At 34.1% G+C, this 26,498-nt stretch carries 26 protein-coding genes and 1 tRNA gene; 9 read left to right on the top strand and 18 right to left on the bottom strand.

Annotated elements, in window-relative coordinates; all coding sequences use genetic code 11:
* Positions 1-16: 16 nt before the first annotated feature.
* Entirely contained in the window at positions 17-553 is a 537-nt protein-coding gene (locus ACLJX0_RS02685; protein ID WP_410878162.1) for a hypothetical protein, read from the bottom strand.
* 210 nt (positions 554-763) lie between these two features.
* Complete coding sequence (locus tag ACLJX0_RS02690; protein WP_410878164.1) at positions 764-1,189, bottom strand: hypothetical protein; 426 nt, start codon at positions 1,187-1,189, stop codon at positions 764-766.
* A gap of 211 nt (positions 1,190-1,400) precedes the next feature.
* Here ACLJX0_RS02690 and ACLJX0_RS02695 point away from each other — a divergent pair, with 211 nt between their 5' ends.
* Positions 1,401-1,634 carry a helix-turn-helix domain-containing protein gene (locus ACLJX0_RS02695; RefSeq protein ID WP_410878166.1) on the top strand — a complete coding sequence of 78 codons (234 nt, stop codon included), beginning with the start codon at positions 1,401-1,403 and terminating at the stop codon, positions 1,632-1,634.
* A 2-nt stretch (positions 1,635-1,636) separates the two neighbouring features.
* On the opposite strand, the gene ACLJX0_RS02700 is transcribed toward ACLJX0_RS02695, so the two are convergent.
* Positions 1,637-2,779, bottom strand: a complete 1,143-nt coding sequence (locus ACLJX0_RS02700) for a hypothetical protein (protein WP_410878168.1) — start codon at positions 2,777-2,779, stop codon at positions 1,637-1,639.
* Positions 2,780-2,987: 208 nt separating this feature from the next.
* Positions 2,988-3,302 (bottom strand): hypothetical protein, encoded by a 315-nt coding sequence (locus tag ACLJX0_RS02705; RefSeq protein ID WP_410878170.1) that lies wholly within the window; start codon positions 3,300-3,302, stop codon positions 2,988-2,990.
* A 251-nt stretch (positions 3,303-3,553) separates the two neighbouring features.
* Between ACLJX0_RS02705 and ACLJX0_RS02710 the strand changes: the two genes are divergently transcribed.
* Entirely contained in the window at positions 3,554-4,303 is a 750-nt protein-coding gene (locus tag ACLJX0_RS02710) for a hypothetical protein (protein ID WP_410878172.1), read from the top strand.
* Positions 4,304-4,344: 41 nt separating this feature from the next.
* Here the strand turns inward: ACLJX0_RS02710 and ACLJX0_RS02715 are convergent, their stop codons facing one another.
* Complete coding sequence (locus ACLJX0_RS02715) at positions 4,345-5,406, bottom strand: DUF3871 family protein (RefSeq protein WP_410878174.1); 1,062 nt, start codon at positions 5,404-5,406, stop codon at positions 4,345-4,347.
* On the bottom strand, positions 5,384-6,250 hold the full coding sequence (locus ACLJX0_RS02720; RefSeq protein ID WP_410878176.1) for an ATP-binding protein: 867 nt from the start codon (positions 6,248-6,250) through the stop codon (positions 5,384-5,386). Before ACLJX0_RS02720 ends, ACLJX0_RS02715 begins: the two co-directional genes overlap by 23 nt.
* A 356-nt stretch (positions 6,251-6,606) precedes the next feature.
* Between ACLJX0_RS02720 and ACLJX0_RS02725 the strand changes: the two genes are divergently transcribed.
* On the top strand, positions 6,607-8,028 hold the full coding sequence (locus ACLJX0_RS02725; RefSeq protein WP_410878178.1) for a hypothetical protein: 1,422 nt from the start codon (positions 6,607-6,609) through the stop codon (positions 8,026-8,028).
* Positions 8,029-8,080: 52 nt separating this feature from the next.
* Here the strand turns inward: ACLJX0_RS02725 and ACLJX0_RS02730 are convergent, their stop codons facing one another.
* From ACLJX0_RS02730 to ACLJX0_RS02760, 7 genes are all read right to left on the bottom strand, one after another.
* Positions 8,081-9,286 (bottom strand): site-specific integrase, encoded by a 1,206-nt coding sequence (locus ACLJX0_RS02730; RefSeq protein WP_410878180.1) that lies wholly within the window; start codon positions 9,284-9,286, stop codon positions 8,081-8,083.
* Positions 9,287-9,388: 102 nt separating this feature from the next.
* Complete coding sequence (locus tag ACLJX0_RS02735; protein WP_410878182.1) at positions 9,389-10,567, bottom strand: DUF6575 domain-containing protein; 1,179 nt, start codon at positions 10,565-10,567, stop codon at positions 9,389-9,391.
* Positions 10,554-10,937 (bottom strand): hypothetical protein, encoded by a 384-nt coding sequence (locus ACLJX0_RS02740; RefSeq protein ID WP_410878184.1) that lies wholly within the window; start codon positions 10,935-10,937, stop codon positions 10,554-10,556. Before ACLJX0_RS02740 ends, ACLJX0_RS02735 begins: the two co-directional genes overlap by 14 nt.
* A gap of 316 nt (positions 10,938-11,253) precedes the next feature.
* A tRNA-Ser gene (locus ACLJX0_RS02745) sits at positions 11,254-11,338 on the bottom strand.
* A 7-nt stretch (positions 11,339-11,345) separates the two neighbouring features.
* Positions 11,346-12,374 (bottom strand): asparaginase, encoded by a 1,029-nt coding sequence (locus tag ACLJX0_RS02750; protein WP_410878186.1) that lies wholly within the window; start codon positions 12,372-12,374, stop codon positions 11,346-11,348.
* The gene (locus ACLJX0_RS02755) at positions 12,364-13,500 is read right to left on the bottom strand and encodes a 1-acyl-sn-glycerol-3-phosphate acyltransferase (RefSeq protein ID WP_410878188.1); all 1,137 of its coding nucleotides are present in this window, start codon (positions 13,498-13,500) and stop codon (positions 12,364-12,366) included. Before ACLJX0_RS02755 ends, ACLJX0_RS02750 begins: the two co-directional genes overlap by 11 nt.
* Positions 13,501-13,553: 53 nt before the next feature.
* Positions 13,554-14,324 carry a TatD family hydrolase gene (locus ACLJX0_RS02760; RefSeq protein ID WP_410878190.1) on the bottom strand — a complete coding sequence of 257 codons (771 nt, stop codon included), beginning with the start codon at positions 14,322-14,324 and terminating at the stop codon, positions 13,554-13,556.
* 80 nt (positions 14,325-14,404) lie between these two features.
* Here ACLJX0_RS02760 and ACLJX0_RS02765 point away from each other — a divergent pair, with 80 nt between their 5' ends.
* Entirely contained in the window at positions 14,405-14,842 is a 438-nt protein-coding gene (locus ACLJX0_RS02765; protein ID WP_410878192.1) for a retropepsin-like aspartic protease, read from the top strand.
* A 2-nt stretch (positions 14,843-14,844) separates the two neighbouring features.
* On the opposite strand, the gene ACLJX0_RS02770 is transcribed toward ACLJX0_RS02765, so the two are convergent.
* Positions 14,845-15,414 carry a DUF3109 family protein gene (locus tag ACLJX0_RS02770; protein ID WP_410878194.1) on the bottom strand — a complete coding sequence of 190 codons (570 nt, stop codon included), beginning with the start codon at positions 15,412-15,414 and terminating at the stop codon, positions 14,845-14,847.
* 756 nt (positions 15,415-16,170) lie between these two features.
* On the opposite strand from ACLJX0_RS02770, the gene ACLJX0_RS02775 reads away from it, so the two are divergent.
* Together ACLJX0_RS02775 and ACLJX0_RS02780 are read left to right on the top strand one after the other, a co-directional pair.
* Positions 16,171-16,782 (top strand): FAD-dependent oxidoreductase, encoded by a 612-nt coding sequence (locus tag ACLJX0_RS02775; protein WP_410878196.1) that lies wholly within the window; start codon positions 16,171-16,173, stop codon positions 16,780-16,782.
* 383 nt (positions 16,783-17,165) lie between these two features.
* The gene (locus ACLJX0_RS02780) at positions 17,166-17,555 is read left to right on the top strand and encodes a DUF805 domain-containing protein (protein WP_410878198.1); all 390 of its coding nucleotides are present in this window, start codon (positions 17,166-17,168) and stop codon (positions 17,553-17,555) included.
* Between the two features lie 149 nt (positions 17,556-17,704).
* Here ACLJX0_RS02780 and ACLJX0_RS02785 read toward each other — a convergent pair whose 3' ends face one another.
* From ACLJX0_RS02785 to ACLJX0_RS02800, 4 genes are read right to left on the bottom strand one after another with little or no spacing between them, the layout of a single operon-like run.
* Complete coding sequence (locus ACLJX0_RS02785; protein WP_410878200.1) at positions 17,705-18,670, bottom strand: PCMD domain-containing protein; 966 nt, start codon at positions 18,668-18,670, stop codon at positions 17,705-17,707.
* A 3-nt stretch (positions 18,671-18,673) separates the two neighbouring features.
* A complete protein-coding gene (locus tag ACLJX0_RS02790; RefSeq protein WP_410878202.1) occupies positions 18,674-20,395 on the bottom strand; it encodes a sulfatase-like hydrolase/transferase in 1,722 nt (573 codons plus the stop codon).
* Between the two features lie 10 nt (positions 20,396-20,405).
* Entirely contained in the window at positions 20,406-21,554 is a 1,149-nt protein-coding gene (locus ACLJX0_RS02795; RefSeq protein WP_410878204.1) for a BamA/TamA family outer membrane protein, read from the bottom strand.
* A 37-nt stretch (positions 21,555-21,591) separates the two neighbouring features.
* A complete protein-coding gene (locus ACLJX0_RS02800) occupies positions 21,592-22,785 on the bottom strand; it encodes an aromatic amino acid transporter (protein WP_410878206.1) in 1,194 nt (397 codons plus the stop codon).
* 546 nt (positions 22,786-23,331) lie between these two features.
* Here ACLJX0_RS02800 and ACLJX0_RS02805 point away from each other — a divergent pair.
* From ACLJX0_RS02805 to ACLJX0_RS02815, 3 genes are all read left to right on the top strand, one after another.
* Entirely contained in the window at positions 23,332-23,688 is a 357-nt protein-coding gene (locus ACLJX0_RS02805) for a DUF2946 domain-containing protein (protein ID WP_410878208.1), read from the top strand.
* Between the two features lie 67 nt (positions 23,689-23,755).
* On the top strand, positions 23,756-26,122 hold the full coding sequence (locus ACLJX0_RS02810) for a TonB-dependent receptor (protein ID WP_410878210.1): 2,367 nt from the start codon (positions 23,756-23,758) through the stop codon (positions 26,120-26,122).
* A complete protein-coding gene (locus tag ACLJX0_RS02815) occupies positions 26,122-26,448 on the top strand; it encodes a hypothetical protein (protein WP_410878211.1) in 327 nt (108 codons plus the stop codon). The genes ACLJX0_RS02810 and ACLJX0_RS02815 overlap by 1 nt, the downstream gene beginning before the upstream one ends.
* The last annotated feature ends 50 nt before the right edge of the window (positions 26,449-26,498 follow it).

Consider the following 26,498-nt stretch of genomic DNA (forward strand, 5'->3'; position numbering starts at 1 on the left):
GGTTTAGTTAGTGAGATTAAAAACCTCTTTGTAATTGTTTTTCTAGATAATTTTTATCTGCAATAGATATGGTGACTCTACTAGGTTTAAAGCTTCCATACCATTCATATTCTGACTGCATGTATATTTGTTTGCCTTCCCAAAACCATATAATGTTTCCTTCTTTATTTTTTGGAGTAAGATAATCTGTGGCAGGTTCAAAGAAATATTCTAACCTCTGTTTTATATCCATAAATTCAGTATCTCTCCATTCACCTGGTTTATCAAACCATTTTGTAGTTATTCTTATAGATTTTAAGGTGTTATATTCAAATATTAGAAATATTTCTTCTATATCATAGTCAAATACTTCAGTACAACAAGGGTTAGAGAAGTAATATCCTGCTTCATTACCTTGAATCTGTTTGTTACTCAAGCTATGTTCCCATTTGCTATAACTATCTCCAATCTTTATGCCTTTAAAGCCCCTGATTTCATCTAGTTTAGATTGAGCCAAAAGAGAAGGACTTGCAATAAGAAATAGTCCTAAAAATAAAAATAATTGTCTTTTCATTTTATCTAATATTTAAAATAAGGTAATCCATCATTATTAAAGAATTGCATGCAGAAGTTATACAAACTAGTAGTATAATCAGTTTTATTTTCATTTTATTTTTTCTTTTTCTTACTTGTAATCCCGATTATAGCAATTATAATAATTGGTGTTACAAGGGCTATTTTAGCTAGTGTGATTAAGGTGTCAATGATTGTGTTCATAATATAATTATAGTGTTTTTCTATGATTTAGGTACTCTGTAAAGGCATTTTTCAAATACTCTACCATCCTTTTTTGGGTGGTCTCATTTAAATCAATTTTATCAAGAGATTTGAATGTATATGAGAAACTATCAAAGCTTCCATCATTATTCATCATGAAATAGTTTTGAGTGTCTATTATTACTCTAAGACTACTACCTAAATATTTGAATGTAATTTTTGTATTTAGAGCAGAGCCATATGGATTTGATAAAATATACTCTATTTCATCTACTTGATTTAAAGTACCTAATCCACTTAAGGTGTCATGATTTAATTCATCAATAAAAATTTTAAAAGTTGGTATAAATGGTTTTTTTGCTACTTTATTGTTGAAATTCAAGAATTTGTAGAGGATAAAGCCCCCTAAGGCTAAAAAAATAATCCAAAGCATAATAAATGGTTTTTTTTCATTTTTATTTGTTCAAAAGTAATTTAATAAATATCATCAATTAGTTAGTTGCAAATTTGCAACTATGGATAAACTGTTGAATATACAGTAAATTTGTACTATCTAAAAAAAGATAATTCTTTTTAGTGTTGTCATATATGACATTTATTTAAACAAATATAAGTTATTTATTCACTTGACAAATATGTCAAGTATGGATAAGTTAGATTTGTTAAAAAGAGTAGGGGAGAATATTAAATACCAAAGAGAGTTAAAGAATCTTTCTCAGGTAGAATTAGTAGGGTTAATGGAAGGTAATATTGACACAACTAATATATCTAGAATAGAGTCAGGAAGGACTAATCCAACAATTTTTACTTTATATAGAATATCTAAAGCTTTGAATATTAGTGTGTCTAAACTCTTGTTAGTTCCAGAAGAGATTTAGTTTTAAAAATACATTCTGATGGCATTAATATATTTGAAGTCACTGCCATGTGCATCTCCTGTTATTATATATTGTTCAGCATATTTAGCATCCATTATTTGGTGTAAAGTTGACTTAATCCTTGATAAATGAGTGTAAATACTATTGCTATCTGGGTCTATTAAATCATCTATGCTTTTGATTATCTTGTCATAATCTAGTTGATTTGATATTCTAGTATATAACGAAATTAATTCATCTCTATATTTACTCAATTCTTTAATGTTTATCCCTTCTGGGTATTTACAAAATAAAATGTAAATTACTTTGGTTAGGTGGCTCAAAGGTAATTCTAGATTATTGTACTTTGTGAAAGTGATTTTGTATTCTTCACTAATAGAGATATCACTATTTGCCAGAGAAAATTCAAGATGTTCATATTGGTCTGCAATTAGTTTTTTTAGAATAGGTAAAGCGTATAATAATTGACCTGATTTTTGCATTAGTTCTAGTTCTTTTTCAAAAGACTCAATGATTTTTTTTGTATCACTATCTAGATTTGAAGCTAAAGCATTTAAAAATTCATCTTGAGTAAAAGATCTTGGGCTATAAAATACATCATCATCTATAAAGCTAGTATTAATAGTGTCTTTAGACACAGGGGGTATATTATACTGTAAAAAATCTAGTATTTTTATTAAATCCTCTAAACTATTGATGCTAACCACATAGATTTTTCTTTCTATAATAATTAAAAAACCAGTCTGTATTAGTCCTTGATAATTAATACTTGTAAGTATGTCTTTATAATATTCATCTTGAAAGGTTATAATTGATTCAGTTGGTTTTGTAGGTAATAAGTTATTTAAATGTGGAATATAATATTGAATGAATTTATGATTTAGAGGCTTTATTTGTTCTTTTGGGAAGAATATAAAATTATAGCCTTTAGTATTAAAAAATCTTGAAATAGATAAGTGATTATTGTCAATTAATGTATTCACTTTTGTATTCTTTTTTAAATCAAAGAATAAGACTGTATTATCTTTTAAACATAGGTTGTATAACGCATTTTCTATATTTAATTTTTGACCATAGGTAGTATTTCCTTTTAGATAGATTAAATCAGAAATAAAAATATTGGGAATAATCATTTTTTCTTTCAAATTTAAAAGAAAAATCTGTAATGGATTAAAGATTAATGTGTAGATATGCTATGATAGTATATCTCATTATTTTTTATAGTATTAAAACAGAGAGCAAAAGGCTAGCTTTAGTCTAGTTGTCATTTGTGCTGTTCCTTAAAAATAAACTAAGTATGCCCAATAAGAGAACATACTTAGTCTTGTTGTAGCTATCAAGTTCCAGATAGAACTATAAAATAGTGTTATCTGCATCAGGCTCATACACATATTTATGAGTTAATTGAAACACCTCTCCTGAATCCTTATTAATGTATTCATAAGGCTCACATTCTTGTTTTACAATGTTTCCCTCCATTTCTGTGCCTATAAGAGCCTTGCATGTTGCTTCATCAAAGGTTGATGCTATAAAAACCTTCTTTGTTGTTGCATAGTATTGATTTGTAGTTTGACTCTTCATCATTTCCACACCTCCTGTAATCTCTAAGACATAAAATAGATTTCCATCTTCTGCTTGTCTTTCCTTGTAGTTGATAATTTTTACCATAGGTTTAAAATTTTTAAGATTAAAATGAACTCCAAACTCAGCTAGGTTTAAGAGCAAGCTGAGGTTTGCTTAACTCTGTGTGATTTTAGCTAAGTTTCTATATGGAGCTGGAAAATTTCCTTTTTGCTAGGAATAAGTGGGGGTATTTGTTTGACTAGGAGAAAGGGGGGGCTAGTTTGTGAGGAGAATCACACTAGTGTATGTTTAATAATTATACTATTTTTACAGTATTTAATTTTAATAATTAATAAATGGTTAATAGGTATGTAGCTTTAATTGTTAGTCTTTTATATGCATGTATTTGTTTTGGACAAGACAAGTTTTCACAGGGTTTTGCTGATGGTTATAAAAAAGGTTTTTGTTATGATAAAGGAATAAGCTGTATAGAACCAATACCTCCTATTGCACCAATACCAAAAATTGGTGAGTCTTCTACTAGTTATAATGATGGATATAATAGAGGTTTTCAAGAAGGATTAGCTAATCAAAAAAATGTTAATATCCAAAGAGAAAGATATGTAGGAGCAGAAAGTAAATTTGTAGATGACTTTATTTATAAGCCTCCATATGAGTTAATGGAGAGGGCTTTAGCTATAAAAGAAGCACAGTTTGAGTTGGAATATCAAAAAAAAATAATAGATGATGAAGTTAGAAAAGAGAGGTTAACAGAAGATGCATATGCCATAATAAATATTTATAGACCTAAAAGAAATATGGGCTCTCTTTTAACTATTCAAGTTGTTGTAAACGGTATAAAAGTTGCTGATATTTCAAGTGGAGGGCATTTGGAATATAAAGTACATGATTTGTCCTTAACAGAAATAGTGATAAAGAGTGCAGGTATAGCAAGTGCAAGATTGGTGCCTGAGAAAGGAAAAGTATATTACTTTGAAACTAAACCAAAATTCAGTGGATTTACACTAGAACAAATATTTGAACCTGTATCATCCAAAGAGTTAAAATCAAAAAAGTACATGAAAAAAGTAGATTATGTATTCTAACAAAAATGCCCTATTTATATGAAATTTAGGGCATTTTAAAATCAACTCAAAAACCACTGATACCCCTTATCACCATCCAATGCTTTGCATATTCCTTGATTAAAATCATAAGCATTGAGGTTTCTTTCTAAGAAAGTATCAATATAACTGCTTTTATTAGCCTGAGTAAAGAGGTTGAATACACTCCATAGATTAATATCTCCATCTGGATCTTTACAGAAACTATCATCCTGATAAAAATCTCTAGCAATAGTATTGAATTGCCCATCATTAAAGGTTAGCTCAGGTAGTTCTAATTTAGTGGATTTAGGTAAGTGATTATATAGTCTAGCTTTCCCTATAAGCTGAGCAAATTGACTTTCTGTAATAGAGTAATTAGTAAAGTCTCTGAGCCCTTTTAAATGCTTCTCAGCTTTATAGTTCAGTATTACTTCTAAAATCTTAGCTTGTAAATCTTGATAGGAGCTAACACGCATCTCAGATACAAATCCATCTGAACTCACACATAAATTACAGCAGACTAAATTTTGAAACCCAATAAAGAATTTGAATTTCTCAAAGGATTTCTTGTTGTATAAATTCTCTTGGTTATAAGCTCTAACCCCTCCTAGAGTTAAACAGAGCTCATTTCCATTAATAGTTTCTGTAATACTAGGTATTTTAATAATGAAAGCCATTCTTTCAAAATACTGAGTCTTTTCATGTTCTAAAAGGTCTTTGGCATTCTTGTGAATTGCTTCAGGTACTCTTCCTTTAATTTGATGAGATACTCTAATTTCAGTTGAACTAAAGGAATGAGTAGGAAATGCTAGAGAAGCACATTCAAGAGCTATTTCAATGAATTCTTGGTGTGCTATGGTCTTTTCATTGTCTTTAGAGAATACAGGAATAATACAATCTTGTTGTAATACACTTAAATCAATCTCCTGTGTATTAGCTTCAATAAAGGGCTTATGCTCATATACAGGTAGATTTGTATATTCATAATATTCTATCTGAGGATTTCTTATTTCCTGAGGAATACTATAGAATCCTGAGGGATTGTCTCTATTTATTTGTTCTATTATGTTAGTAGAAACACTAGTTGTAATTAAATTGTCCATTGGGATTAAAGTTTTGAGGGTTAGTTAATGCGAAAAGTTGTGCTTTCTTCTTTTCAAAATTGGGTTTTAGTTCACTCTGTGCTTTGGGATTTTGATTGTATAACACTAAGAGTTCTTGTACAGATTGGCACGCTTCTATTTTAGTAAGTAGGTTGTCATTCTCTGAGATAAGTCTACCTGTATTACACCATGCTAGAATCTTTCTACCTGTTACTTCATTAATAATAAATTCAGGTTTACCCATAAATAGGCTAGTTCTGTCTTTAGAAGAAACAGCAAAGTGTTTGATGTCTAGGTCAAATACAAGGGTAAATTCATAATCTAAGCCATCTCTTTGTACTGCTTTTAACCCTACTTTCTCAGGAATGTATTTACCATCCTTCTGATTCAATACATAGTCTTGCTTAGTTCTCATAGTTGCAATAACATGAGCTGAGCATTGGAGTATTTTATCTATAAAGCTTTTTTGTCTAGGAGTTACTTTTGCCCAATTAGCAAAAGAATTTCCAGCTAGTTTAGAATGAAAGTCTAGGAGTTCATCCCAGCAATGAGAAATACTGTCTATAATAATAACTTCCATCTGAGCTAATTCACAAACTTCAATAGCTTGAATATAGTTTTCAGGTGTATATGGAGGTTGCAGTTGTAATACATTATAAGCTCCTAAATGAGCATATAAATCTGCACTTCCATTTTCTGTGTCAATAATAACTACTTTGGATAAATCTCCCTGTGTTATTCCTTTAGCTAGGAGTAGGGAAGAATAGGTTTTCCCTGATCCAGCTGTTCCTTGTAGAGCCATTTTAATTTTGGCTCTTTTTCTTTCTGATTGTCTGATTTGCATATTTTTTAAATTTAGATTTGGTTGTTAATTAATTTTTGTTATAAATTTGTACAGCTTTCACAGCTTGCCTAAACTAAGTATTAGGTTATTTCTAAAATGAAAGGAGAATATCCTTTTATTTAAAAAACAGAGTAGTGTTCTTCTCTCTGATTTAATTCAAACATTATATAGTTTTTACAATTATATATTCTGATGTATAAGAGTTTTACTCTTTTGTATTTTCAAGAATAGTATGATTAGAAGGTTTTATATTGAACTAGTTTCTTTATAAAAGAAGATTCCACTCACCTTGTAAGAGGTGCCTGATAGGTTTTGAGCCTAGAGGAAATTTCTCTTTCATTTTATGGAAGGGGATAATGGAAGAAACCTTCCAAGTGCAAGCAGTACTAAATTTGCACTTTAATCAGATAGATACTAAAAGGGATGGTACTGCTCGTTTTAGTAGAACAGGTGTGCCTATATTTAAGGCATGGACACTCTATATTCCCGAAAAAGTGGATATAGATGGTGTTTTAGAAGGTAATCCTCCCAACTTTGCTTATCATAGGGATTGTTTTGTGTATATCTTACACTTAATCAGTGCAATAAGAATAAATGAAGAGGAGGAAGAAAACGGATATACACGTATAAGTAGTGTATTATTGCAAAAAAAAGTAAAGGATTACAAATCTTATTTAGAATACCTTATTGAATGTGGTATTATTGAAACAGATAATCATTACATAACAGGTGAAAAATGTATAGGATATAGATTTACTAATGATTATGTATCTGAACTTAAACCTGTTGAAATAACTAAACAGACTCTAATAAAGAGTATTGTTTATAATGTTCCTCATAATTTTGAGAAGATATGTGAAGATTCATTTATGAGAATTTGGTTTGATGATTTAGAAGTTGATTTGGAAGGGGCGAAGGGTGCTTTGAGAGAATTATTTAATGCTGAAAAAGAGTTAATTGGTGAAAGCCCAGCATGGAGAAATTATAATGCACGACTGTTACCTATATTAAAATTAAGTCAAGGAGATATTCTTTTTTTTGTGGATAATACAAGTAATAGGTTGCATACTAACTTAACTCAGGTAAAGAGTGAACTTAGGAAATTTATTAAATTTAAAGGTGAAAAATTATGTGCTATTGACATTTCTAATTCTCAACCTTATATGGCTTTAGCTTTATTAAATGAGGAATCTTATAATAGAAATGATATGGATGATAAAATAAACAATCCTTCAATAGAAAATAAGAGTGATATAATAAATTTAATAAAAGAATTGGAAAATAATGAGGATGTAGTTTTATTTAAAAACTTAGTGACACAAGGTAAATTTTATGAACATTTTGCAAAAGAAATGATTATAAAAGGCTTGATCCCTAATGTTCAGCAAACTGATGCCGAAACTTTAAAAAGTGTTAGAAATAAAGCTAAAGATGTGATGTTTACTGTATTATTTAGTTCTAACAGAACTAAGAATGATGAAGCAAAACTCTTTAAAGAAAAATTCCCTAATGTTCATGAGATATTTAAACTGATTAAAAGAGGAGATAAAACATATAATACATTGGCTATCTGTTTGCAAAAACTAGAATCAGAACTAGTGTTAGAAAAGGCATGTGTAAGAATTAATAGTGAAAACCCCAATGTACCTATTTTTACTTTACATGACTCAATTATAACAACAGAAGAGCATGTAGAATATGTTGAGGCTGTCTTAAAAGAAATACTAACTAATAACATTGGTGAAGTACCAAATTTAAAATTAGAGAGATGGGAATAACCCATCTCTTTTTTTAAATCTGTATTTTTACTAACATAGTAGAACAAGGAAATTAAAGTAATCTCTCAGCTAGTTTAGTAATATGTTCACTCAATTTACTTTGTACAATCTTACCATAATGTTCCTGAGTCATTGAAATCTTTGAATGTCCTAGAAGCTCGGAAACTATTTCCATAGGTACATCATTAAATAATAGAATTGTTGTAGCAAAGGTCTTTCTTGCAATATGATGAGTAAGTACTTTATCTATACCTACAATGAAAGCTATTTCTTTTAAGTAAGAATTAAATTTTTGATTGCTAATTTTAGGGAGTAATTTATTGGTCTTCTGAGGATAGGTTGAACTGATTTTTTCTAGCAACTGAAGTGCTTTAGGTAGTAGAGGTATGGATAATTCCTTAGAAGTTTTCTGACGAGTCATTTTAATCCATTTATTTCCATCAAAATTAGTAATGATATGTTTCTGTTCTAGTACACTCATTTCATTAAAAGCTAAGCCTGTATAACAGCACAAAATGAATAAATCTCGTATTTTTTCTAATCTACTCTGAGAAAAATCATGGCTTTCTAGTTTACTTAGTTCTTCAGGTGTAAGGTAAACAATCTCTTTTCTAGGCTTTTTAGCTTTATATAGCATAAATGGGTCTTTGATTAGGTAATCAAGTGATACAGCCACTCTAATGACTCTCCTGAACCTCTGAATGGTCTTAAAGATTGTAGTAGGTTTGAATTGTCTTTCTGTTTGTAAGTAATACTCAAATTCTTGAATAAAGTTATACTTCAGATCCTTTAAGAGCATATCTTTTCTTTGATATTTAAACCATAAAAAAGCTTTGATGTGATTGTGTGTATTGTCATATCTTTCCCATGTATTAATAGATGTTTCAATCCCTACTAGCTTTTTGATTCTGTTATTGTGGTAAGTAAAGGCTTGCATTAACCCTTTGTCTTCTTGTTGTTCTTCTCCAATGTATTGTTTGTGAATAGCTTCTACTGTAAAATCAACTTGTTGCAATTGTAGAAATAAAAAAGCCTGATTAATATTGTTCTTAATCAGGCTTAACTGGGTATTGATAAAATTGTTTTCCTCATTGAGAGGATGGGCTCTCTGTTTGGAGTTTTGCCAGTGAATAGGCTTTATGAATAATCCTGTTGAGAACTCTTTTCTAGTTTTAAGGTAAGTTAGTCTGCATCTGATAGGGCATGTACCTTTTTGATTGGTTCTGTTTTTCTGTAATAAGAATAGTATGTTTAGCATGGTTTAAGGGTATAAAAAAAGGTATACCTGTTTGGGTATACCTTGTATATTAGAAAATAAAATTTGAACTTTTAATTGAGTATATTTTTTTAAGATAATAGCTTATGAAAGCTTTTCATATTCTATTAAATATCTTTTTATCTCTTCAGATTTCACACTAGTTTCAGGATGATATATTGTCTTAAGAATAAATTTATATCTTTCTTTGCCTATATTTAAATAGTCACTTTTTAATTTTTCTAGAACAGAAGGATCAAATTTACCTCTTAATGAAACATCCTCATTATCAATATAAATTTTAAAAGAAGGTTCTTTAGCATCAATGTTTATTTCTCTAAATATACCTTCAATAACTTCAATATCTTCTATGATGTCTAAAGATTCATTAATAATTAATTTAACTTTTTTAGCATGTTCAACATCAATAATAGCAGACTTTACTTCTTTATTATTTGGATGAGCATAAGCTGTGCTTAAAATAGCATTGTTTTCTATGATACTCTTTAGAATTGTACTGTAATCTTTTATGTATTTATTGTTTTTTGTTGAAAAAATTAGATTACTAAATTCTTCTTGAGAGTCTGCAGTAAATAATTTTATAATTTTATTTAGTGCATCTGTTTCTTTTTCTAAAAACAAATCATTTGAGTAGTTTAATTCAATCGTTATACCCAGAGAAGAATGTCTTAGATTGCTAAAGGATAGGTATCTATCAGCTGTTCTATTATCAAATTCTAAAAGGTTTTTTATTATTTCTATTATAGGAGTAAAAACTTTATATAGAGCATAAGGTTTTATACTGCTTATTAAGTTTTGACTTTGTAAATAAAAGTCAAAGACTAATTTGTTTTTTCTTTCAGAATAATTTAATAACTGAGTTGGATTAATACTGATTTCATTATAGTTATATTCAAATTTAAAATCATAATTGTTTGGTATAAAATCTTTTATAACTTCATCAGAAGGAATTAAAAAAGTGTTTAAAATATTTCCAAATGCTAAATTAAATTGGATGATATAAATTATTTCATTCTCAGGATTCTCAAATGCTTCTTGAATATTTATTTTATTTTCAAGTATAGTAGTTAATTTATCTGTACTAACTTGTATATAAGATCTTGTTTCAATCTCAGAATCTGAATCTAATAAATAGCTTATAAAAAAATTTCCTATTTTATCTTGTTCTAATAATAAAATAGGCTCTCCCTGAAAGTCAAAAGCTTCTAGCACATTTAGATTTAATGTGTAATTTGGGATTTGATATTTATTATTGATCTTCATTAAATTCTTTGATTTCTATCGGTGTAAATATATTAAAAGATGAATTTCTATAAAACCATGTATTTATATGCCCAGTGCTTTTATTGAAATTAGACATTCCATCTGTTTTAGTTAATTGGTATTTAGCAATGTATTTACCTAGTGTAGAGTTTTTAGCTAAAGCTTTTTGAGCATTATCCAAAGTGTCAAAGAATGATATGGCATATGCAGGGCATAAGTTTTTGTATCTTGGATTATTTGGATATAATTCTGCATAGATAATAAAATCTTGTTTATTAGGTTTATTTGTTTGTATTATTCTGAATACATTACCTTCATAATCTATAGCATTGGAATTAGGGCAGTTGTTTGGTAAGGTTTTTTCCCACATAATTTTGCTAAATATTTTTAACTATAATGGTTTTTAATATTATTTAAGTATTTTTTTAAATTTAGTGCTAAATAAATATTGTGTAAACTTAATGAAATATTTGATTATTCAAAGATTGAATTAATTAGTTGAAGTTTTTTTTAAAAAAATATGATACACCTCACAGAAATATGGTACACCTGAATGTACACCTCCAAAGAATAAAACTACACATCCCTACAAATAGTAGAAAGTAAGGGGGAAATACATTAAGTGTTGATTATAAGAGACTTATACAAATAAAAAAACCACCAACATCCGTTGGTGGTTTTCCTAGCAGAGAGGAAGGGATTCGAACCCTCGATACGTTGCCGTATACACACTTTCCAGGCGTGCGCCTTCGACCACTCGGCCACCTCTCTTTGTATGTTAGACTTCCATCTCGCCACAAATGGGCGTTTCGAAAGCTCGTTTAAAATCGTGAACATTCGGTTGCGCTAGCAAATACATCAACTTCGTAATTGCAGCTTCTGTGGTGATGTCTTTTCCAGATATAACCCCAATTTCTTTGAGTTCCGTACTGGTTTCGTATTTCCCCATCATCACGCTTCCACTCGAACATTGCGTCACATTGACAATCTTTAATCCCTTTTGGGTGGCACGACGCAAGGTCTCCAAAAACCAAGGCTCTGTAGGAGCATTTCCTGCACCATACGTCTCTAGGATAATTCCCTCCAAGCTCGGAATAGCTAAAATCGCCTCCAATACCTGTTGTTGAATCCCTGGAAACAAACGCAAGATCATCACATTGCGCGACATCTTTTTGTGAACAGTGAGCGGCAAAGATAATGGTTTTTGTAACAATAACGAATGGTTGATGCGTAAATTCACCCCAGATTCTGCTAAATGTGGAACATTAGGAGAAGTGAAGGCATTAAATAGCTCCGCACTAACCTTGGAGGTGCGATTTCCACGGTATAATTTATACTCAAAGTACAAGCATACTTCTTGAATTACGGGGAGATTGTTCTCCTGTAAAGCAGCAATCTGAATGGCTGTGATTAAGTTTTCTTTCGCATCAGTACGCAAATCACCAATGGGCAATTGAGACCCCGTTAAGATTACAGGCTTGTGGACATTTTCCAACATAAAACTTAAAGCAGAAGCGGAATACGACATGGTATCAGAGCCATGTAGAATCACAAAACCATCAAAGCGATCGTAGTTTTCTTCCACAATACTTGCCATCTGCACCCATAAATCTGGTTGCATATCCGAAGAGTCAATCGGCACTTCAAACGAATAGGTTTCTATCGCACAATCCAACAAATGCAATTCAGGAATGCGCTCTACGAGTTGATTAAAGTTAAACGCGCGCAAAGCCCCCGTTTTAAAATCTTTAACCATACCAATGGTTCCACCTGTATAGATGAGTAAGATAGCCGGCTTAGTGTTCATCTTGTAATTTTAATTTATTCGCCACAGGATTCGCATACATCGCCAAGAAGTTGTCTACTACTTTTTGTTCCTGTTTGTTTACGCGTAGCTCTAAACGACGTTCAAACAACTGTTTTTCCTTCTCGCTATAGCGATCTGCAAATCGATTGGTGTTGTTTAAAATATCGTAGGCAATATAATTCGTCGGCCATAAGTGATAATTCGTAATGATGGAATGGTCAATCACTTGTGCTAAGGCCTGTAATTGTTTATTGGGTTTGTCTGCAATGGCTTTGATTTGATCTAATTCAGTGTCAATCACATCCCCAACGTGAATGTGAATGCCCTTTTTCTGACCAATAATCCCACTGTATAAATTGACGAAATCTTCGTTTTTCTCTTTGATATACGCTTCATTATTGGCAATCGCTAATAATTGAGGCATCTTTAAGGCATCTGTCGGGTCGTATTCATACGAAATAGAGACAGGCACAATTTTCAATTGCTTGAAATAGTCCATCAAATTTTCTTCTCCTGCGTCCATCCCAATCATTTTTAATACCCCTGTATGCGTGGCATCATTCCCATCTTTGGTTCGTCCTTCACGTTGGGCAATCCATACCGAACGATTTTCTTCTACGATTAGGCTGTGAATGTATTCCGACATCAAACGAGAACTTTCCAATAGCTCTCTTGGTGTTAATTTACGGCGAACTAAGAAGTTTCGGTTCACTTTGGCTAAAGCCAATAAAAACGACTTCTGTACTAGGTTATCACCAACGGCAGAAGCAGTCATGGTTAACCCGTGATCTTTTAAGGTTACATTCAACAAAGAAGTATCCATGATGATATCACGGTGATTGGATATATATAAATAAGCCGTATCTTTTTGTAAGTGCTCAAAACCAGAAGTAGAAAGTCCATTGGAACTTTTCTCTAAGATTCGAAGAATAGAGTAATACGCAAATTCTTCTTGAAATTGCTGTATGGATGTTACTTTGCTCAAATCTTCCATCCATTGCTGTTCGGTTTTATTCGGAAAAGTAAAACCCATTAACGCTTTGACCATAGGGTGCTTAGAGATGCTCTTTAAGACCTCATTCACCTCGTGATCATGGTAATGGCGTATTGAATCAAACTTAGACATTAGTGTTTTAAATATTTATGTAAACTGAAATGTTATGTTTCTCTCTTTTACAATTAGATACCAAAAACTGCTTTTGAATTGGCAGTGGTTTGATTTGCAATTGTTTCCAATGGAAGTTCATATAGCTCCGATAGCTTTTCTGCTATGTTTACAATATATGCACTTTCATTTCTTTTGCCTCGAAAAGGCACGGGTGCAAGATACGGAGAATCAGTTTCTAATACGATATGCTCTAACGGTATTTTGTTTAAAAATTGATCAATTTTTCCGTTCTTGAATGTGGCTACTCCACCAATTCCAAGTTTAAGGTTATAACTCAGTGCTCGTTGGGCTTGCTCTTCTGTACCCGTAAAACAGTGAAAAATACCGCGTAGTGCATCGCCTTTCTCTAGCTCTAGCACTTCAAAAACTTCATCAAAAGCATCTCTACAGTGAATATTAATGGGAAGGTGATACTTTTTCGCCAGCTGAATCTGCTGCTGAAAAGCCTCTTGTTGGATGGATAAAGTACTTTTATCCCAATATAAATCCACTCCAATTTCCCCAACAGCATAATACTTCCGACGGGCTAACTCTTGTTCTACAAAGGCCAACTCCTGTTTATACGTCTCTGGTTTTACATCGGTAGGATGTAAACCCATCATCAAAAAGATATAGCCTGGAAACGCTGCTTCTAAATCAAACATCGCCGGAGCGTAGCTTGAATCAATAGCAGGTATAAAAAAGCGCGTAACTCCGTTTGTTATTGCGCGATTTATTGTTTCTTTGCGATCTTCTGCAAATGCATCTGAGTACAGATGGGTATGTGTATCGGTAAAAATCATGCTTTGGTAATATTCTACAAAGTAGTATCTTTCAAACTACAAAAGTACCTTATAAAAAGTATTAAAACTAAACTTAATTGATGGAAAACTATAAAGATTGGTTAAAAAAAGAGCGCTATAAACAAATTCGCTTTAAAATAGCAAGAACCAACCACCTTTTTGTACGCGTAAAAGTAAATGGAATATGGGGAGATTTTATTTTAGATACTGGGGCTTCAAATAGCTGTATTGACTTTAAGAGTATAGATTATTTTAACTTAACTCCTTCAGATTCAGAAACAAAGGCTTCTGGGGCTGGTGCGAATGGCATGCACACACAAGTGAGCTACCACAACGCCATTCAACTCGGGCGTTGGAAAAAAGAGGATTTTAATTTTGTGTTGTTGGACTTGAGCCATGTCAATACTGCCCTGACCGAGTATAAAACTAAAAATGTACACGGAATTATAGGGTCTGATTTGTTCGCTTTGGGTCAAGCAATTCTCGACTACGGACAACAAACCCTATACCTGAAGTAAGTTTATTTTTTATAGTATTCTTGGGCAACCAATTCTAATTCTTTATACCAATCAGCACCATATTTACGGGTCAAAGGATCTTTTAAGAATTTGTAAACAGGAACTTCTAATTCTTTTCCTAAAGCACAAGCATCGCTACAAATATGCCATTTGTGGTAATTGACTGCCGAAAATGAAGAGTATTCCTTGATGCGAATAGGGTATAAGTGACAAGAAATCGGTTTTTTCCAATCGATTTTCTTTTCAATATAGGCTTTTTCAATGCCACATAAGGCCATGCCGTTGTCGTAAATCACATAGGCACACTCGCCTCCGTGAATCAAAGGTGTTTCATATTCACCGTCTTCTCCTATAATATAGGTGCCTTGCTGTTCTATAGCTGCAATACCTTCAGGGCGTAAATAGGGTTTTACCGTTTCAAAAATTTCATCCAAAATTTCCGTCTCTTCCTTCTCTACTGGGGCTCCGGCATCTCCATCAATACAACACTGACCTTTACAAGCCGTCAGGTTACATACAAATTCTTTTTCTAAAATATCTTCTGATACTAAGGCTTGACCAATTTGAAACATGTTTATTTATTTTTTTTGAGGCTACAAAATTACGAATCTTTCATTGATCTTGGACAATTCCCCTAGATCAACCGCTATTTTATAATGATACTAAATTAACTGCTTGATTTTTAGTGTATATTCGCACCATTTTAGTACTCAAAACTCCCGAGTAAAAAAGAAACAAAGGAAAAACAAGAAATGGATGAATCAAGCAAATGGAGAATAAAAGGGGGAGCACACATCGCCTTAGCTATTTTTGTTAAAATACCCCAAGACGGAACCGTTAATTTTGATAAAAGGGAAAAAATAGAATAGAGCGTAGGAAAAAGCAAAAACGAAATCACCAGTTGCAATGCGCAAAAGTGAGGAAGAACGAAGGAGGGAAGAAACTCGCTAAAATAAAAAAAAGGAGCGGAAAGTTCTCTATTTGTGGTATTTAAAAGGCGTGAAAGAAGGGGAAGTGACGACTTGTTGCGCTGTTAAATTATATAATAGGAATGTTAAAGAGCTGTCTAGGTGATTTTTATTTTGTACTTTCGGACAATAGAATTAAAATCTTTTTAGAAATAATGAAAATATTCAGTTACATTATTATTGCATTTGTTGTTGCCTTAATTGTATTAAATATCACAATGCTTGATTTTAATAACTTATTTCAAGGGGACAGTTTGATTGCTATAATTGGTATTGTAGCACTTTTATGCGCAGTTTGTATTCTGTTGATTTACAGAACTTCAAAGTTAATTGACGAAAAAACGAAATAAATCGCTTGTTATGATTTATGATGTTTTAATTATTGGAGGTGGCGTATCGGGTGTGTCTTGTGCACAAGTTTTGGGAAGTGCAGGGAAGAAAGCCTTTATGGAAGGAAAAAACATTGGGATAGTGATGCATCAAAAGGCAAGTATGTTACAAGATGCTGTTTTTAATAATGCTTTCGGAATTCAACCAGGCACTTTAGGAAGTGATTTACTTACGCAAGCTAAAGAAAATTTGAAAATTTATTCTAACGTTACACAAATAGAAGGGGAAAAGGCAACCAACATCAGTAGAAATGCGGAAGGATTGTTTGCAATTGAAACCAATAAAACGGATTATGTGGCGCGTATGGTGGTAGTTGCTGTTAATTCAAGCAATACTTTTGCCATAAAGGGATTACTGGATTATGTGGAACCACACAAAAAATCTATTCCCTCAAAGAATAGAATTCAATTGAAAAATATAGATCACCTTGTTGCCCAAGGGATTTATGTAGCAGGTACATTAGCGGGACACCGCAGTCAACTTGCTATTGCAGCTGGAAGTGGCGCTGCTGTTGCAACCGATATCCTGACCTTATGGAATGGTGGAGTTGAAACGCATAGCCATGACAGTATTAGAAAATAATAATATTAGATCATTTTAGTACCAAAAAGACATCCTGCAAGATGTCTTTTTTTTGGTTGACAGTTTACGGTTAACGGTTGACAGTAAGTAGTGCACAAAAAAAAACTCACCTAACCCTCACCCAACCCTCACCTCACCCTCATCCAACCCTCACCTAACCCTCACCTCACCCTCATCCAACCCTCATCCAACCCTCACCCAACCCTCACCTAACCCTCACCCAACCCTCACCTAACTCTCATCCAACCCTCACTTAACTCTCACCTAACTCTCATCCACTCCTATCAACTTCTCCCTATTTATAGTGAAGTTTATGGTATTTTTTAGTTTATTTTGGGAAAGAATACGTACATTCGTCCCCATAAAACATAAAAAAAAAGAAAATGGAACTGAATTTTACTACTTTAAAAGAGAATTTTATCAATATCCTGAAAAATCATTATACTGATTTTAACGGGAGAGCAAGAAGAACAGAATTTTGGTCATTTACCTTAGTAAGTGTGATTATTTCAATTATTTTAGGAATCGTGGATATGATTCTTGGAATGATAGGCGTAGGATTTACAGGTTATATTTATAGTTTAGCAGTTTTATTACCTTCTTTAGCAGTTTTAGTACGTCGTTTGCACGATACAGGAAAAAGCGGTTGGTGGCTTTTATTGCTATTAACAGGAATTGGTTCTTTAGTATTGCTTTATTTCGCTTGCCTTGAAGGAACAGCAGGGCCAAATGAATTTGGTGAAGATCCAAAAGCAGGAGAAAGAAAATTTTAGTGAATAACGAGACGTAAAAAATGAGATATTCTTGAATTTCTCATTTATTTATGATTGAATTTCTATAGTAATGAAAAAGGGAAATGAGTATTTTGTGCTCATTTCCCTTTTTTAGTTAACGGTTGACGGTTTAGTGTGTACGCATCACGTTATTCATACACTAAACCTATGTTATCTACCCATAATCGACTATTTTCATTTCCAATATAAGCACCTCCATTACTCGAAGAGAACTGAACGATAAGGTGTGTGACAGGATCACTAGCATTTCCCCAGCCTTCCTCTATAATGGGAGTCATTTGACCTTTGCTGTTGCGGGTATAATCAGTGAATTCACCAGTGCGAAGCGCCATTTCTTTTTTGTAAATAGCTTGGTTTTGAATATCTCCATAGTTGATTTTTAACTGGAAGTTGTTTTTCCAATCCTTTTCTGTGGTAGTGAGGTTGAGCCAAGCGGTTCCTATGCGCTTAGCATGTACTTTTCCATCTTTGTCCTCCCATCTGTTTTGTAGTAAAACGCGAATCTCAGCCTTGTCATTTTGACTTAGTGCTGTTCCTTTACCCATCCCATTTACTCGGCTGGATTTACCACCTGTTGTTACCTTATAATCAAACTGTAGGGCTTTAGGTTTTTTGGTGAAGGGAATCCCTGTAATCAATTTACTCTGTGGGTTTTTAGTATCTGTAATGGGTTCAATCATCTCACCAAGGAAAATTGTTCCACTAGCCAATACATTGATGTTGATTACGCCTAGTACTTTGACACGTTCAACTTTAGTTTCCAAACGCGCGGCATAGCCACTGCCTCTTTTTTCTGGAAAGACAGTTACGCTACCTTTGGTTATACCACTAACAACGGCCAAAACAGAAGAAGTAGCCCAGGGAGAACGCGTATTTTTATAAGGAATATTGTTTTTAAGGGTATCCTTGCTGTCGTTGATGGAATATAGATAGCGTGTATTACCACCTATTAATAAAGATTCTTTAATCTCGCGTACTTGCCATTGGTTCATATTTCCAAAGGGAAGTAATTCGAAACGCTCTTTTTGTGCCCAAAGCGTTGTAGACAACAAAAAGCCAACAATAAAAAGGAACATTTGTAAATACGTTTTCATATCTTATTTTTTTAATTTCAATTTTTTAATTTGTTCAAAATCCTCCGTTTTTAAATTCATCTGTTGATAAGGAACAGCTAAATCATGATCATTTAAATAAAGGCGAGGCATCGTTTTAAACTGGGGGTTAACCAGGGAATATTCCGGTCTGAGGTAGGGTGTTTGTATGGTTGCTGCATCAAGTAGGGTATGAAAAATTACGTGTGTACTGATCGGGTCTGCTTGACGTTTTTGTGCCCATGTATAGTGTTCGGGATGGGTTTCAACAAAAGAATCTGAAAACCACAGGAAAAAGGGAATGTGTAGCTGATAGTACGATGGTGTGGGTGAGGAATGTAAAAACAATCCACGATCATCGTCAAATAAATCCTCTCCATGATCAGAAGTATACAGAACCATTGCGGGCGTATCCAATTGCTGCAAGGCTTGTAGGGTAGAATCAAGAAAATAATCCGTGTACAAAATACTGTTGTCATAGGTATTAACCAGCTGTTCTTTTTGTCGACGGCTAACGGCAGTTAGATTATCGGGTGTAAATTTTTGATAGGCGGATGGGTATCGCTCTTTGTAATTGAAATGCGAACCATAGCTGTGTAGAATAATAAAGAGGTTTCCTGCCGTTTTTTCGATTAAATTCATCATAATCGGGATCAAATCCTCATCAGGACGATTAACTGTTAAATGGGTTTTCGGATCCGTGGTGCGAATGGTTTGATAGATATCCGCCTCTTTGGTAAAATACTCAATAAAAGAGTTGTTCTCCGACTGATTGGAGAGGCAAATCGTCGTAAAACCTGCCTCTTTAAAAGCATGTGCAATTCCCTTTCGCTTGTAAATATCCTGGTAATTGGAAGCGTTTACATCTGATAGAATCATGGATACGCTTTTGTGGGTGGTGTTGGATTGAGTTAGGGCATCTTGGTAGAAGACCGTGTTTTTTTGTTGAGATAGCAAGGGGTTGGTGGGACGATTATACCCGTAAATTTGCCAGTTGTGCGCTCGGCTCGTTTCTCCAATTAGAAGGACAAATATCTCGCGTTTATGCTCTTTTTTCTCCATTTGGCTCTCGAAGGTAAAGTCTTTAGATGTCGTAGGATATGCCTGAATTTTTTTCCATTTCTGGATAGCAAAATTTAAATTATAATACGCATTAATTGGGTAAACATCTACCGTAAAAGCGAAGGTATTGCGATTGAGGTTTTTTGCGCCTAGAGCTAGGAGTAATGAGCTTACTAAGATTGTTGTTCCCGTATAGAAGACCTTATGGCGAAAAGATTTGGGTAAAAATAGCTTTCTCTTCCATTGGAGAATAGCCCAAATAAGTGTTGGGATATACAAAATACAGACAAAGGCAATAGAAGGTAGTAAACTTCCTAGTAATTCGGTTATTTCTGAGGTGTTAGTTGTTGCTACATTGAGGTACATATCTACCGCAATGACATCTTCACCAAACAAATAAAATAATACGATTTGAAAGGCGTGAATAAACAGTACCGGAAAAAGGAGCACTTGGGTGCGTCCCATGTTTTTAAACAACGAAAAAACAAGGAGATATAAACTCAAGGGAAATAAGAATACTGTTATTTTTCCCATGAAATTGAGGGGTTGAAATAAGGCGAAATACACCGAGGGAACCATATTTACTACCAAGTAAATATAGAACAGGGCTATAGCATTTGCACTTAATCGGCCTAATAGATTTTTTCTTTGTTTAAATTCACGCATAAAAATAGTCTTAGAACGCTTCGTTTATATTAAAGTAGAAGCCACTTTGTCCTTTGGCAATTCCGTAGTCAAAACGGACATTTACTCGATTTTTGAACTCCCATCGATAACCAATACCATAGGTAGGTAAGGCTTCATTCCAGTTGACGTCTTTGAATTGATTAAAAACGGTGCCAACACCTCCCCAAACTACAAGTCCATGGCGGTTGTATATTTTCTGACGGAGCTCCACCTGAGTATTGAGTTCCTTTCTATCGCGATATTGTCCAGAGAGATACCCTCGCATTTGTCGTGGACCTCCTAATTGCGCCATCATATTCCATGGAATATCACCATTGTTGAAAATTCCATTGGCATCAAAGGCCAAAATCGTCTTAGGCGCTACTTGTTGAAAGTAGCGTGCACTTGTTTCAATGCGGCTAAAGTGGATATTGCTTCCTAAGGTGCGTGAGAAAAAGGTCTGTTGGTATTGGAGGAAAACTCCTTGGTTGGGATTGGGAATGAAATCTCGGGTGTCATACGAAAAGATGAACCCACCACCCACTAAGGTCGTCGTTAGGTTTTCCTGGGGTTCGAAAGTTACTTTTTCAAAATCACTTCCTCGGACATTCTGGGCGGTAAATGTAAAACCAACATATCCATTATTTACCACTTCGGCTAGGAAATCCGCTTTTAAAGATAGGCGATATTCATTGTATTTCGAATACGCTCCTGAAGCTCCTGCGTCATAGCCAATTCCGTAGTACTTGCTAGGCATATAAGTAAAGGACATATCGGAATTGATTCGAAACTTGTCTTCTGGAAAAATGGTGCTATTTTCAATGCCTATGGCAAAAAAACCACTCGTGGTAATATTAGAGTAAATGGATACGTTAGAAGGAGAAAGCTCCATATTCTCTTGGTCTAAACGATATAAGCCTGAAGCAACGAGGCCTAAACCTAATTTAGTGTCTACGGAATAACTAGGGCCTCCAATAAAGGAAATGTCAAATTTATTTTGAGATTTATCTTTTTTTGCTTCTTCAAAATAGTGTACAATCCGCTCAAAGAATTTCTTCTTTTCTAGCGTATCGTTCGCTTGATCGAGTTCCGTCTGTGCAAAGGTGCCCAGACTGCTAAATAAAACCAGCAAGAAAACGAGGGAGTTTATGTTTCTCATGATTGATGTAAAGTGTTTGTTTTTATGTTTGTTTTATTTAGTGTTGTAAGGCAATTTTTAGCTGGGCGTAAATAATTAGAATCGAGAGTAAAAAAATGAGGCTAATTAGCGTCAGTTGAATGATTCCAATTTTTTGTTTGTGATACCTCATTGCTTTTAGATATAAGTATTGAGGGATGAACAAAGCTAAGATTACGCCTGCTATTGCAGCATAACCTAAAGCAAGAATGAATCCTTCAGGGTAATATAAGGCAAATAACAACGGCGGAATAAAGGTTAGCAACCCTGCTGTAGTTAACGTGGTTATCCCTTTTGTTTTATCTTTTAATACATCTTTGTAATAATCAAATAGCCCGATGCTTACTCCCAAAAAGGAAGTTCCCAATGCAGTGGCAGCAAATAAACTGAACAGCGTTTCGATATTTGTAGAATGAGTCATCTCACGAATGCTAAGAATCAATCCTCTTAGTTCAGAATTATCCTGGAGTATTTGCATAAATCGTGTTTGATCTAAGCTACCGAGGACAACGACTTGCCAAATCAAATAGATGAGTAGGGGAAGTAAGCTTCCCAAAATAAATGCACGGTTTAATTGTTTCTTATTACCGCCAAGATAGTTGACAATGCTGGGAATGCTGCCGTGAAATCCAAAAGAGGTGAAAATAGCTGGTATAGCAGTTATAGTTAGACCAAGGGACAACGGAGCATGTAGTAAATTTGCTTGTTGAATAAAAGGAAACAACAAAGCAACGAGTAAAACCAAGAAAATGAGTTTGGCAATAAATAGACCGCGGGTAAGCCAATCGACCCATTGGGTACCAATCACTACGATGCCTCCAAACAAAAGAGAAAAAAGCACAATAGCAGTACGTGTATTGAAATTTGTGTCAAATAATAAATCAATATTTGTTTTGAGAATGGTACCTCCTCCTGACATATAGGCTGCCGTTAACCCATAAATCAAAAACATCAAGCTGAACCCAGCGAGTTTATTGATAAAAGAACCCGCGTATTTCTTCGTTAAGGTATTAAACCCAGCTGTGGATTCGTTGTAATCGTAAATACGAACCATGAGTAATGCCGTATAGCACATGGCAAACCAAATAATAAACAGCAATAAAGTAGTTCCCCAAAAACCAACACTAGCTGATGTGATGGGCATAGCAAGCATTCCTCCTCCAATACAAGAGCCTGCAATAATTAAAATGCTACCGAGCAATTTGCTGTTCATTACGTTGAAATTTAGACGAAACACAAAGATAAAAAAGCTTTTTGGCTTATTATTTTAATGTTAAGATAATTTTGTTTTATAAAAAGGCGTTAATTGTTAAAAATACGATATTTGATTGATTGAAATACCTCTTTTTTGAAAAAGCGTTTTTTGTAATGTGGTTAGAGAAATCGTATTAATTTTGACAATAACTTATGCTTTATTCCTTTTTAGTAGGGAGTTTATATTCTTTTCAAAGACTGAATCGACTATTTTTGGTAAAATTGAAGACTCTTCTCAAGATGGCTTGGTTTTACTAGTGTTTCTTCAAAATCAACTAATCGTTAGTAAATTATTATGATTGAAAGAAAACGGAAGTGAAAACTCTTGTATTTAATAAAAATAGGAGCAGAAAACCGAATCAATAATCTCGATATATGCCTGACTAGGCAAGAGCAAGAGAGGAAATAGATAGATGACCAATTGGGGATGTAGATAAAAAAACGATAAAAAAAAGGAAGAACTAAATATTCTGTACTATCTTTGTTGCGTATGAGTAGAAAAAAAATGATAGCGAGAGTATTGTTAGTGGTAGCATTTTTGTTTACCACCGTATTCCAATTGGTACATAGCTATCAACATATTTCTACCGCTGTGGCCTATGAGCAAGAACACCGTTCTCATGCCCATTATACAGAAAATCGCAGTGATCGAAACGGGGTTCAACTAACCGAAGATCACGGGCATACTGATCATTGTTTTGTTTGTGATAGCATTCCTACTTCAGGATTAGAACCTGTCTATGTCGAATGGCAATCTATCGTCTACCAAACAATTGAACAATCACAAGAGGTGGTAATCTTACTATTTACGCCTTTATCTCACGTTTATTATTCCCTTCGCGCCCCTCCAATACTGGCTTAATTACTAGATTTTGTTAGACAATCCCTTGTTTAACAACCACTTTATTAATTAAATCAGATAAGATACAATGAGAATGCTATGTACATGGATGGTTCTGTTGTGCTCTATGGGGATGCTTGCACAAGCGTTTACCCTCAAAGGAAGAGTATCAGACTATCATGGAGAAGCCTTAATTGGCGCAACTATTACGCTTGAAGATCAGGCCTTTATGACAGATGTGAAAGGGCGATTTCAGGCCAAACCTCTGAAAAAAGGAAATTATCAATTGGTGGTTTCTTACCTCGGTTATGAAACCATAACGCAAACTATAGACCTACAAAGTGATCAAGAACTGGATTTGCATTTAAAGGAAAGTTCAACCCTATTAGATCAAGTAGTGGTGGCAAGTCAGGCCAAACACAGCGTGCAACACGTGGATAAAGTGTCAAATCAGCAGCTCGTTGAAAAATTTGCAGGCTCGTTAGCGAAAACACTAGAATCTGTAGCAGGAGTGAATTCCATGGATATAGGAGCAGGAGCTTCGAAACCGGTGATTCGCGGTTTGGGCTTTAACCGTGTAGCGGTGGCAGAAAATGGAGCCAAGCAAGAAGGACAGCAATGGGGAGCCGACCATGGACTGGAAATTGATGCGTTTAGTACGGAAGAAGTCGAGGTAATCAAAGGTGTTGGTGCTATTGAATATGGGAGTGATGCTATTGGTGGCGTGATTAAAATTAACAATGAAAAAGTACCCCAAGTACATTCATTTGATGGGAAAGCCATCGTGTATGGAAAATCAGTTAATGATGCCATCGGAGCCTCTGTACAAGTGAAACAAAGGGGAGAACGTTTCTTTTATAAGTTGAAAGTAACCGGTCAGGATTATGGTGATTATCGCGTACCAATAAAACAAATTGATTATCTCAATACCCTCATCCCAATCGAAGGTGGGCGAATGAAAAATACAGCTGGAAATAACCTTGCTCTTTATGGACAAATTGGCTACGTTGATGCGAATTTCAAAAATATATTGAGTATTAGTAATGTATACGACAAAAGTGGTTTCTTTCCAGGTGCGCATGGAATTCCCAATATAGCAGCGGTAGCAGATGATGGTAACCACCGAAATGTGGAACTACCCAATCAGGCAGTCAACCATTTTAAAGTGACTAATACAGCCACTTGGGATATAAATGCCAATCAGAAATTGAGTCTTTTACTTGCTTTTCAAAGTAATAAAAGACAAGAGAATAGCTTGTTTCACTCACATTTTTCCAATCAAACCCCACCTGAATCAAATCCAAATTTGGAGCTGGAGTTTGTGCTAAATACTTTTGATGCTGCAGTAAAATATGAGCATCTATTTAGCAATGAACATAAGTTGACGCTTGGTGTACAACAGAACTATCAGAATAACACCATCGGTGGATATGGATTCTTACTGCCGAAGTTTAATAAAATAGGGGTAGGCGCTTTTGGAATGTATGAGTATTTTGTCAATGAACGTATCACTTGGGAAGCAGGTATTCGAGCCGATTATGCTAGTGTGCACGTGAAGCCCTTTTATGATGATATCCTCTATGATTACTTAATCGATCGAGGACAAACAATCGAAACAGCAGCGACCTATGCACAACGCAGTGTAAAACAAGATCGCGATTTTAGCAGTTTTAATGCAATGATTGGTGCCAAATTCGATTGGACAGAAAACGTAAGCCTCGCCGCTACCGTAGGAACAAATTTTAGATTTCCCACAGCTATCGAACTCGCGTCTAATGGTGTACACCATGGCGCATTCCGTCATGAAAAGGGAAACCCAGATTTGGACCCAGAGAAAGGAGTGGCATTTGATTTTAGAGCAACGTATCAAAATGGTAGCTTCACTACAACCCTGAGCCCTTATGCCTACTATTTTACCAACTATATTTTTCTAAAACCAACTGGGACGTTTTCAATCCTACCAGATAGCGGACAGATTTATGAATATACCCAATCCAAAGCATTGATTACAGGCTTTGAATGGAAAGCTGAAAAACGTTTTTTTGACCGTTTAAACGTGGAAGGAGTCTTTGAGTTTATATACAACAAACAGCTATCTAATGGAAGTAAGGGTAATTACCCATTGCCTTTTTCCACTCCAGCAAACTTTTTTGGGCAAGTAAGTTATGCGTTTAATGATTGGCGCATATTCAAAACGCCTGAAGTGTTTGTCAACGGAAAATGGTATGCGGAGCAAAAGCGAATTGCACAAGGCGAAGATATTACGCCAAGTTCCCAAAGCTATGGTGCAGGAGTATCTTCCGTTATTCAGTTAGGGAAAGTAGAAGCCAAAGCTAGCTTGACGGCAACAAATATTTTTGATGCAAAAATACTGAACCATATGAGCTTTTATCGACCACTCGGTATCCCTGAATTAGGTCGATCGATTCAATTAATGATTCAAATACCCTTTTAATGAAAAACAGGAACATAGGTGGTAGTAAATATGTTGCTTTATTAATTGTATTTTTTATACCCTTACTAAGCAACCTACTGCATTATGTTGTCATTGAACATGAATTTGGAAAAAGAAACAGCAAGCTAGAATGGATCGATGGAAGCAAAGTACACTATTGCGACCAGTATCTTTTCAAAATTCATCCAGCGATAGAAGTCCCCACCTGCTGGATTGAGGTTGTTTTCTTTCTAGTAAATAAATCAATTGTTTTACAACAAAATAAAGAAGTAGAACAACCCGATCGTTGGTTTTACTTTAATCGAGGCCCACCCTCCTGGTGTTAGTCAATAGGCAACAACAAAATAATACCAAGAGAAAAGTTAGATCAAATAAA

The sequence above is a fragment of the Myroides sp. DW712 genome, from assembly GCF_046557355.1.
Lineage (GTDB): Bacteria > Bacteroidota > Bacteroidia > Flavobacteriales > Flavobacteriaceae > Flavobacterium.